Annotated in this window: 11 protein-coding genes, 1 tRNA gene and 1 other RNA gene; 11 read left to right on the top strand and 2 right to left on the bottom strand. The window is 40.3% G+C overall.

Annotated features, from left to right (window positions below):
* Positions 1–97: 97 nt before the first annotated feature.
* Positions 98–170 (bottom strand) — tRNA-Ile (locus tag NUV40_02875).
* A gap of 10 nt (positions 171–180) precedes the next feature.
* Positions 181–2,097, bottom strand: a complete 1,917-nt coding sequence (gene ftsH, locus NUV40_02870; protein ID MCR4342824.1) for an ATP-dependent zinc metalloprotease FtsH — start codon at positions 2,095–2,097, stop codon at positions 181–183.
* 67 nt (positions 2,098–2,164) lie between these two features.
* On the opposite strand from ftsH, the gene smpB reads away from it, so the two are divergent.
* From smpB to NUV40_02815, 11 genes are all read left to right on the top strand, one after another.
* Positions 2,165–2,608: an SsrA-binding protein SmpB gene (gene smpB, locus NUV40_02865; protein ID MCR4342823.1), complete on the top strand. Its 444-nt coding sequence runs from the start codon at positions 2,165–2,167 to the stop codon at positions 2,606–2,608.
* A 31-nt stretch (positions 2,609–2,639) separates the two neighbouring features.
* Positions 2,640–3,043, top strand: a transfer-messenger RNA (tmRNA) gene (ssrA, locus tag NUV40_02860).
* 362 nt (positions 3,044–3,405) lie between these two features.
* Positions 3,406–3,612, top strand: coding sequence for a hypothetical protein (locus NUV40_02855; GenBank protein ID MCR4342822.1), 207 nt, complete (start codon positions 3,406–3,408; stop codon positions 3,610–3,612).
* Between the two features lie 46 nt (positions 3,613–3,658).
* A complete protein-coding gene (locus NUV40_02850) occupies positions 3,659–3,892 on the top strand; it encodes a hypothetical protein (protein ID MCR4342821.1) in 234 nt (77 codons plus the stop codon).
* A 124-nt stretch (positions 3,893–4,016) separates the two neighbouring features.
* A complete protein-coding gene (gene infC, locus NUV40_02845) occupies positions 4,017–4,589 on the top strand; it encodes a translation initiation factor IF-3 (protein MCR4342820.1) in 573 nt (190 codons plus the stop codon).
* Position 4,590: 1 nt separating this feature from the next.
* Positions 4,591–4,788, top strand: a complete 198-nt coding sequence (locus tag NUV40_02840) for a 50S ribosomal protein L35 (protein ID MCR4342819.1) — start codon at positions 4,591–4,593, stop codon at positions 4,786–4,788.
* A 10-nt stretch (positions 4,789–4,798) separates the two neighbouring features.
* Entirely contained in the window at positions 4,799–5,143 is a 345-nt protein-coding gene (gene rplT / locus NUV40_02835; GenBank protein MCR4342818.1) for a 50S ribosomal protein L20, read from the top strand.
* Positions 5,144–5,228: 85 nt separating this feature from the next.
* Positions 5,229–5,495 (top strand): 30S ribosomal protein S15, encoded by a 267-nt coding sequence (gene rpsO / locus NUV40_02830; GenBank protein MCR4342817.1) that lies wholly within the window; start codon positions 5,229–5,231, stop codon positions 5,493–5,495.
* 39 nt (positions 5,496–5,534) lie between these two features.
* Complete coding sequence (locus NUV40_02825; protein ID MCR4342816.1) at positions 5,535–6,044, top strand: NYN domain-containing protein; 510 nt, start codon at positions 5,535–5,537, stop codon at positions 6,042–6,044.
* A gap of 138 nt (positions 6,045–6,182) precedes the next feature.
* Positions 6,183–8,435, top strand: coding sequence for a polyribonucleotide nucleotidyltransferase (locus NUV40_02820; protein ID MCR4342815.1), 2,253 nt, complete (start codon positions 6,183–6,185; stop codon positions 8,433–8,435).
* Complete coding sequence (locus NUV40_02815; GenBank protein ID MCR4342814.1) at positions 8,392–9,312, top strand: hypothetical protein; 921 nt, start codon at positions 8,392–8,394, stop codon at positions 9,310–9,312. Before NUV40_02820 ends, NUV40_02815 begins: the two co-directional genes overlap by 44 nt.
* Positions 9,313–9,364: the final 52 nt, after the last annotated feature.

Raw genomic sequence — 9,364 nt, 5'->3', positions numbered from 1 at the left:
CAGGACTCGCCTAAGCACCACTAAAGGGTGCTGGGCGTCGTGTACTCTTCAGTAGTACACGACGAATCTGGAACCACGGAGGTCTCATAAATCTTAGTGCACTCGCCAGGACTCGAACCTGGGACCGTCGAGGTATAAGCTCGATGCTCTACCAACTGAGCTACGAGTGCATTTAACAGGCTAAACCGTATCTTTCTTCCTCTTTGGCTTTATCTTATTCAAAATCAGAATTTTTTCAAACTCTTCGCGCTCTATCGTCTCTTTTTCTATCAATTCATCGGCAATCATTTTCAAAGCGTCATGATGTTCTTTCAACACATTCTCAGCCCTATCTCTCCCTTCATTCATGAAAGAAGACACTTCACCGTCTATCAAAGATGCTATTGATTCCGAGTAACTCTTACCGGAAGAATACGCTCCGCCTAATATCGGCGCGCCTTCATAATCACCCCAAGCCACAGGGCCAACCTTCTCTGACATGCCATATTTTGTCACCAAATCTCTCGCTAAGCTCGTCGCCACCTGAAGGTCGTTTGACGCTCCAGTCGTAATATCTCCGAAGGTCATCTTCTCTGCCATATAACCTCCCAAAGAAACAGCGATATCATCTACAAAATGAGCCTTAGAGTGCAAGTGCCTTTCTTCTGTCGGGAGTTTCAGTGTGTAGCCGGCCGCCCTACCCCTAGAGACTACAGATACTTTATGCACAGGGTCAGCATGCGTCAAGACTGACGCCACCAAAGCATGCCCGGCCTCATGATAAGCGGCAATCTTTTTCTCATCCTCAGAGAGAAGACGACTTTTCCTCTCAGGTCCCAACATCACTTTCTCAATAGACCTGATAAGATCAAACTGCGAAACATGCTTCCTGTCTTCACGAGCCGCAAGAATAGCCGCCTCATTCATAAGACTATAAAGATCCGCCCCAGAGAAACCGGGAGTTCTCTCTGCAATAACTTTCAAATTAACATCCTCAGCAAACGGCTTCTTATGTGAATGGATAGTTAAGATTTCTTCTCGGTCTTTAATGTCCGGCAGGTCAAGCATCACTCGTCTATCAAAACGCCCTGGCCTTAGAAGAGCAGTATCTAAGACGTCTGGCCTGTTTGTCGCCGCCATCACTATCACTTTCTCATGCGGTTCAAAGCCGTCCATCTCAACAAGTATTTGATTGAGAGTCTGTTCGCGTTCATCATGCCCGCCGCCAGTGCCTCCGCCCCTATGACGGCCAACAGCATCTATCTCATCTATGAAAATTATTGATGGAGCGGCCTTCTTTGCCATAAGGAAAAGGTCACGCACCCTGGAAGCGCCGACACCGACAAACATCTCTACAAACTCTGAACCGGAGATATGGAAGAATGGCACACCCGCTTCACCGGCCACCGCCCGAGCCAGAAGGGTCTTACCGGTGCCAGGCGCGCCCATCAAGAGGACGCCCTTCGGGATCCTTGCGCCGATATCAAGAAACTTCTTAGGATTTTTCAAGAAATCAACAATCTCCTTTAATTCTTCTTTAGCTTCTTTCACTCCGGCGACATCATTGAAAGTCACTTTCTGCGCCTTATCATCAGGATAGATGACCCTTGCCTTAGACTGACCAAAAGAGAACATCTGCATACTTGAACCTTTAACTTGACGTGATGCAAAATATAAGAAAAGGACAATCAAGATAACAGGGATAAGAAAAGGAAGAGAAGCCAGAAGATAAAAGGCAATATCTGAAGGATTTTTTACTTCAAGACTAACTTTACCAAGCTCTTCAGTGGAAACGCCATAATTTGAAAGGGTCTCTGAAAGTGAAGATTCAACCTCCTTTTTAGAATTTTTTAAAGTACCATCTTTAAATTCAATCTTAATTTTCTCTCCCTCAATAGTCACTTTTGAAACTGCGCCAGAATTGATATCAGAAACAAGTTCAGACAAAGCTATCTCCGGAATATCTTTCTGACGCTCGGAAATAATAGAGTAGACACCGGTAATAAGCATAAGAATAAGAAAAGCAGTTATAAGGTGCCTGCTAAATTGGCCTATTCCGATATTTTTACCGCCTTTTTTCCCAGGTATCTTTGTAGGAATTTTAGGAATCTTTACCATAATATAAGTTTATTATATAGAAAAAGCCGGCAAAGTAAACAAAAAGTATTTGTGTTATTATTAATCAATGCCGGCATTGATTCAAAACAAAAAAGTATATTTTGACTATGAAGTCCTTGAGAAATTTGAAGCGGGAATTGAGCTTTTTGGCTTTGAAGTAAAGTCGCTAAAAGCAAATCACGGCTCTATTACAGGCGCTCGTGTCCTCGTGAGAGGGAACGAGGCATTTGTTGTAAATATGGATATACCGGCCTTCCAGTCTCACAACGCTCCGTCCACTTATGAACCTGACCGCACCAGAAGACTCCTCTTAAACAGAAAAGAGCTCTCTTACTTGGCGGGGAAGTCCCAACAGAGAGGCTTGACAATAGTGCCTATTTCGGTGTATACTAAGGGCAGATTGATAAAGATGGAGATAGGGTTAGTGAAAGGAAAGAAGAAATTTGACAAACGAGAGACGATCAAGAAAAGAGAGACCGAAAGGAATATAGAAAGAGAGATGAAGAGGTAGATTTTACGAACATCCCAGAGGGATGTTTTAGGGGAGTGATTGGCTTCGACAGTGATCATACCTTAAAAATACTGCAAACCGAGCTTGCGAACGCTCGTTAAACATCGCAAACAAATAAGTGCTAAAACTGTAAAAGCAACCGTTTCTCCATATTTTGGAGTTAACGACATTGCTCCAGCATACGCTATTGCGTAAGCCGTCTAGCTTTATCTATTTTCGGTAAGTAAAGCGGGCGTCAAATCACCGAAATAGAGAATTCGCTTTCCTCGACGAATTTTCGAAACAAAGAGGATCGGAGTATAACGACTTTTGCTTTTTTAGATCCTATACTCTTAAATTGCCCACGCACTTTACGGGCGATAAAAAAGATAAGTTTGTAGACGTGTTTTCACAGGAGACCACTGGACGCGGGTTCGATTCCCGCCACTTCCACAGCCAAAACGAGCCACCCGAAAGGGTGGTTTTCGTTTTGCGCTGTGTAAGTGGAGCGAGGCAACTGCTTGCCTCGCGTCGGGAATCGAAAGCCGGAGCGTTGTGTGAGTTTGAGTCCGCTATATGGCGGACGAAAGGCGAACACCGCGAGGCAGGGTCGTGAGATTTTTTCGTCAGAAAAAATACTCCTGACCGATTCCCGTTTTAAAAATCACATGGCTACGTAGCGACCGATTTCCACAACTCAACAATTCAACCGGCTGAGCCGTTTAGCTTTACTTGCATTTTTACCTTTCTTAATATAGATTTCCTCATAGATACAGCACCTACAAAACTAAATAAAAAAATAAAGGAGGAAAGATAATATGACACCCAAAGAAATATTTATGAGTATGCTCTTTAAAATGGCTATCATTATAGTGAGTAGCAGCATTCTTATTGATACTGCTGTGGATATTTGGCACAGGATGAGAGTAAAAGAAGAAGATAATACCCCATCATTTCTTTTTTCTGTTCCGATAGCAGGAATTTGTATTGTTGTTCTTTATTTAAGTCTAGTTCATTTAGGCTAACTAAACAAGACGAATATTTTTTAAAAGCCAACGAGGGAGGTGGTCCATGCCAAAAAAGAAGACTCGAGCAGAAAAATTCGGGATATTGCAGGCCGATGCAATACTGGAAGCGACGCATTTAACATATAATGCGCAAAGAGGAAAACAAATGATCAAGGCCTGCATCAAAAGACTCCAAGAAAGATTTTCCGAATTACAACCCAAGAAAGCCCATCCCGCTTATAAGGAAGCGCGGTATGGGAAAGATAAGAAAAAATCTCCTCCTAAAGGCGCTTCATGAAAATGAAGCGCCTTTTTAATGACCAATATGTCAACCTGCCACGTTGACACTATTTACGGAGAAGCTTGCTAAACCCTTGTATTTTTAAAAGCTTTTTGCTAATATGTAAAGCACTGGATTCTTTATGCACGAGCTTTATAAAAATCGGCTCGTTATCTTAACTATCCATAATTTAAATAATCTGAAGAAATTAAGACTAAACAATCAAATAACCGCGCCTGAATTAAGAGTTATATCTGATGATGGTGAAAACCTTGGCGTAATCTCAACAGAAGAAGCACTCAAAAAAGCTAAAGAGAAAGAGCTTGACCTGATAGAGATATCTCCGACAGCCAAGCCTCCTGTTGCAAAAATAATGGATTATGGTAAATTCCAATATCAGGAGCAGAAGAAAGAAAAAGAAGCCGGAAAGAAAGCCAAGACGGTTGAGATCAAGAACATAAAGATAGGGATAGGAACATCAGAACACGACCTTGAGCTAAAAGCTAAGAAAGTATCTGAATTCTTAAAAAGAGGCGACAGGGTAAAAATAGACCTTGTCTTAAAAGGAAGAGCAAAATACCTTGATAAAAACTTTATAGAAGAAAGATTGAAGCGCGTGCTTAATTTCGTGAGTGAAAATCATAAAATTGCCGACGGACCAAGAAAAGGCCCAAAGGGAATAAGCGTAATAATAGAAATAAATAAAAATAAATAAAATGAAAGGTTCAAAAACAAACAAATCATTTCAAAAACGTTTTAAAATAACCAAGAAAGGCAAAGTCTTGGCTAGAAAGCCCGGACAAGGACATTTTAATGCTAAAGAAAGCGGTAGTAAAACAATGAGTAAAAAAGGTCTTACATCTTTCAATATCAGCGCTAAAAATTTAAGCCGTTTTCTTCCATACAACAACTAATAACTAACATATGACACGAGTTAAAAGAGGAACAATTGCAACAAAAAGAAGACGTAATGTCCTTAAGCAGACAAAAGGATATCGTTTTGGGCGCAGTACAAAGGAAAGATCAGCCAAACAAGCCATCCAAAAGGCCGGCACTCACGCATTCGCGCACAGAAGAAAGAAAAAACGAGAGTTTAGAGCTCTTTGGCAGGTAAAGATAAATGCCGCTCTTAGGCCGCTTGGCTTCTCATATAGCAAATTTATAGATATTTTAAAAAAGAAAAATATTGAAATAGACAGGAAAATACTGGCCGAAATAGCAGAAAAACGACCGGCAGTGTTTGAAAAGATTGTTGAAAACGTTAAATAATGAAAATACCATCCGCCAGCTGGCGGATGGTATTTTTCTGACATGCCTTGCATCTTAAAGGATTTTATGTTAAATTAATAAAATCATGTTATTAACCAAGAAGAAACAACTTATTATAAAAAAGCACCAGGTGCATAAAACCGATACCGGTTCACCTGAAATTCAGGTTGCCGTATTATCAGAAAAGATAAAAGAGCTGACAAATCATCTAAAAAAACATAAAAATGACAATCATTCACGAAAGGGCCTATTGCAGATGGTTGCCGACAGAAGAACTATTCTTAACTACCTTTCCAAAAAAGACGAAAAAAGATACAAATCTCTAATCAAAAAATTAAATCTTAAAAAATAATCTATTAGCCAATCCGCCGCGGCGGATTGGCTAGACAACATGTCAGTAGTAAAACATAAAAATCAACGAGTAGGAGTATTCATAGATACTCAGAACTTGTATCATAGCGCTAAAAATTTATACAAAGCTAGAGTAAACTTCGCTGAAGTTATGAAGACGGCTGTTGCCGGCAGGCAGCTTATAAGAGCCCTTGCCTATGTCATCACCACCGAATCCGGGGAAGAGAAGAGCTTCTTTGAGGCGCTTACTAACCTTGGGATAGAGACGAAGACTAAAGACCTTCAGATATTCTTTGGCGGAGCAAAAAAAGCCGACTGGGATGTGGGAATAGCCGTTGACGCCATTCGTCTTGCTCCTCGCCTTGACGCAGTGGTCATTATCTCAGGAGACGGAGACTTCGCTCCTCTTATAAATTATCTCAAAAGCACTTTTAGCACGCAGGTTGAAGTTATCGCTTTCGGTAAATCAGCTTCAGGGCAGATACGGGAAGCCGCCGACGACTTCGTTGACCTAAGTGAAGATAAAGACAAATACTTGATAAAGAGGTAAAAAATTGTATAATCAAGTCATTACAAGTAAATTACCATTAATACTCGTTTAAGATTTAGGTTGTCAGATAGGTAGAACAGGAATAAGCTGTTTCGTGTTCTAAAATCTGATAATCAAATATCTCTAAGCGTCAAATTTATGCATACAAAAGAGTACTCTATGGAGATAGGCGGAAAGACGCTTATCGCCGAATTCACAAATTTAGCAGACCAAACAAGCGGATCCGTTATTGTAAAATATGGAGAAACGACTGTTCTTGCAACAGTCGTAATGACTAAAAAAGAAAAAGATATAGGCTATTTCCCTCTGGTAGTTGACTACGAAGAGCGTTTTTATGCTGCCGGTCAAATACTCGGTAGCCGCTTTATAAGGAGAGAGGGAAGGCCGACTGACGAAGCAATCCTTGCCGGAAGAGCTATTGATAGGACAATCAGACCGCTCTTCAACCAATCAATGAGAAACGAGATTCAGGTAGTAATAACAGTCCTTGCCATAGATGAAAACAACGACCCTGATGTGCCTTCAATCATTGCCGCCTCTTTGGCTATCGCCACATCTGAGACTCCATGGAACGGGCCTGTCTCTGCTGTACGAATCGGTGAACAAGAAGGAAAATTTATTGTTAATCCTGCTTACCCACAAAGAATTGATTCCCCGATTGATATCTTAATCTGCGGTAAAGAAGGCAAGATAAATATGATAGAAGCCGGCGCAAAAGAAGTAAGTGAAGGCAAAATCAAAGAAGCTTTCCTTCTCGCTGAAAAAGAATTAAAGAAAATTGAAGACTTCCAAAAACAAATAATAAACGATATTGGCAAAGAAAAAGTTGCGATTGAAGAGAAAAAACCATCAGAAGAATTGAAAAAATTGTTTATGGAACATATTGCCGTAAAACTGGAAGAAGTTATATTCAGCAATACAACAAGTGAAATAAACCCTCTTAAAGATTTCTGGCTTGGAGTTATAAAAGAAGCTCTACCTGAAGAGATGCCTATTGCAGGCGATTACTTTGAGTCAGAGATAGATAAATTCGTGCACAAAGAAGCTATTTTCTCAAATAGAAGACCGGACGGCAGAGCGATGGACGAAGTGCGCCCTCTTTTTGCCAAAGCCGGAGCATTATCAGATCTTCTCCATGGGTCCGGGATATTTTTCCGCGGAGGAACTCATGTGCTCTCAGTACTGACACTAGGCGGACCGAAAGAAGTCCAACTTGTAGAAGGAATGGAGGTCCAGACAGAAAAGCGTTTTATGCATCACTACAATTTTCCTCCTTTTTCAGTCGGAGATGTAGGAAGAATGGGCGGAATAAATCGCAGGGCTGTCGGACATGGAGCCTTGGCGGAAAAAGCGCTTGAAGCAGTACTCCCAAGCAAAGACGAATTTCCATACACTATTCGTATCGTTTCTGAATCAATGGCTTCAAACGGCTCTACTTCTATGGGTTCAGTTTGCGCCTCAACTCTTGCCTTAATGGATGCCGGCGTACCTATTAAGAATCCGGTTGCCGGTATTGCCATGGGCTTGATGTTGAGCGAAGCGAAATCCGCCCGTGGCGGAAGCGAAGCGAAATCCGCCCCGCCAGCTGGCGGAAGTGAACAAGAATACAAGGTGCTAACCGACATTCAAGGACCGGAAGACCATCATGGGGATATGGACTTTAAAGTAGCCGGAACAAAAGAAGGAGTTACAGCCATACAGATGGATGTAAAAGTTGAAGGTATCCCTTCTAAAATCCTTATTGAAGCTCTTGAAGGAGCCAAAAAAGCCAGACTCAAAATATTAGACAAAATCACAGAAGCAATCTCTGCCCCAAGGCCAGAAACGAAAGAAGCCGCTCCAAAAATTATAAAAATAATGATAAACCCGGAGAAAATAGGCGAGGTAATCGGCCCGGGCGGAAAAGTCATCAAATCAATAATTGAAGAGACCGGGAGCGAAATTGATATTGAGCAAGACGGCAGTGTCTTCATAACCGGCAAAAAAGACGCCGTAGAAAAAGCCAAGAAAATAGTTGAAGATATTACCAGAGAATATCATGCCGGGGAAAAATTTGACGGTGTAGTGACAAGACTATTTGACTTTGGCGCTATGGTAAAGATAGGGCACAATACAGAAGGATTAGTCCACGTATCAGAAATTGCCCCGTTTAGAATAGACAAAGTAACTGATGTTGTAAATATAGGCGATACTGTCCCTGTCATAGTAAAAGAGATTGATGAAAAAGGGAGAGTAAATCTGTCTATCAAATCAGCTGACCCTCTTTACGCTGAAAAAAAAGGCGCTAAACCATCACAAGGAGGCGCAAGACCTGGCTCGAGTGAACAAGTAGGGTATAATAGAAACAATGAACGAGGAAACGGAAAAAATAATAACAACAGAAGGTATTAATCAAATTCCTTCCCCAGATAATCAGCAAGAAAAAAATACAGAAACAAACTCCCTGAAAAAACCGATCTTACGCACAATGAAAAGTGATATGCAGGAATATATCAACCGGCAAAAAATGTCGATCATTGATATTGCCGGCAAACAAGCTCAAAAGCAAGGGTTAAAAATATCTAAATCTTACACCAACTGGCCAAATAAACTTATAACAATAGCGGTTATAATGCTCGTCATAATAAGTGCCGGAGTTTTCAGTTATACCGTAATACAAAAGAAAAACTCTCAAGGGAAAAAAGAGGCTTCCAAACAAAATTTACCGACACCGCTTATTCTGCCAAATGAACAGAAGATCATTACACTTCTTAAAAATAAACAAGAAGAAAATAAAAATATAATAAACAATTTAATACTTACAGACACCAAGCTTGGCAGTCTGACCGATTTTATTTTCATAGATGAATCTAATCTTATTCTAACGTCAGAACAATTTTTGAAAAGCATTGGAATCAATACGCCTCTTGGATTTTCAAGTTTTCTAAGCGATAAATTTATGTTTGGAGTTTATTCTATAGAAAAAAATGAACCATTTATAATCTTCAAAGCAAGGTCTTATGAAAATATTTTTGCATTAATGCTAAAATGGGAGAAGACGATGAAAAATGATTTAAGTTCGCTATTGCCATATACTGGCGACAGCAGTTCTATTGACCAAATCTTCCAAGACAGAATAATAAAAAATCACGATACGCGGATAATCTACAGTCAAAATGGCCAGATAGATATTCTTTACTCTTTCTTAGATAAAGAGACAATAATAATAACATCAAGCGTAGAAACTTTTGAAGAGATATTAGGAAGACTATCTTCGCCCAAACTTTAGCATAGATTAATATGCTTAAATAAGATTGATTTTTAATATTATTCTTGATATT

Source organism: Patescibacteria group bacterium, assembly GCA_024654625.1.
GTDB lineage: Bacteria > Patescibacteriota > Minisyncoccia.
This window is presented reverse-complemented; position numbering and strand designations above follow the sequence as displayed.

What these genes read in the sequence shown, in the direction of transcription:
- ftsH (MCR4342824.1), bottom strand. Translation starts at nt 2,097, where the DNA reads ATGGTAAAGATTCCTAAAATTCCTACAAAGATACCTGGGAAAAAAGGC.
- smpB (MCR4342823.1), top strand. Translation starts at nt 2,165, where the DNA reads ATGCCGGCATTGATTCAAAACAAAAAAGTATATTTTGACTATGAAGTC.
- NUV40_02855 (MCR4342822.1), top strand. Translation starts at nt 3,406, where the DNA reads ATGACACCCAAAGAAATATTTATGAGTATGCTCTTTAAAATGGCTATC.
- NUV40_02850 (MCR4342821.1), top strand. Translation starts at nt 3,659, where the DNA reads ATGCCAAAAAAGAAGACTCGAGCAGAAAAATTCGGGATATTGCAGGCC.
- infC (MCR4342820.1), top strand. Translation starts at nt 4,017, where the DNA reads ATGCACGAGCTTTATAAAAATCGGCTCGTTATCTTAACTATCCATAAT.
- NUV40_02840 (MCR4342819.1), top strand. Translation starts at nt 4,591, where the DNA reads ATGAAAGGTTCAAAAACAAACAAATCATTTCAAAAACGTTTTAAAATA.
- rplT (MCR4342818.1), top strand. Translation starts at nt 4,799, where the DNA reads ATGACACGAGTTAAAAGAGGAACAATTGCAACAAAAAGAAGACGTAAT.
- rpsO (MCR4342817.1), top strand. Translation starts at nt 5,229, where the DNA reads ATGTTATTAACCAAGAAGAAACAACTTATTATAAAAAAGCACCAGGTG.
- NUV40_02825 (MCR4342816.1), top strand. Translation starts at nt 5,535, where the DNA reads ATGTCAGTAGTAAAACATAAAAATCAACGAGTAGGAGTATTCATAGAT.
- NUV40_02820 (MCR4342815.1), top strand. Translation starts at nt 6,183, where the DNA reads ATGCATACAAAAGAGTACTCTATGGAGATAGGCGGAAAGACGCTTATC.
- NUV40_02815 (MCR4342814.1), top strand. Translation starts at nt 8,392, where the DNA reads ATGAACGAGGAAACGGAAAAAATAATAACAACAGAAGGTATTAATCAA.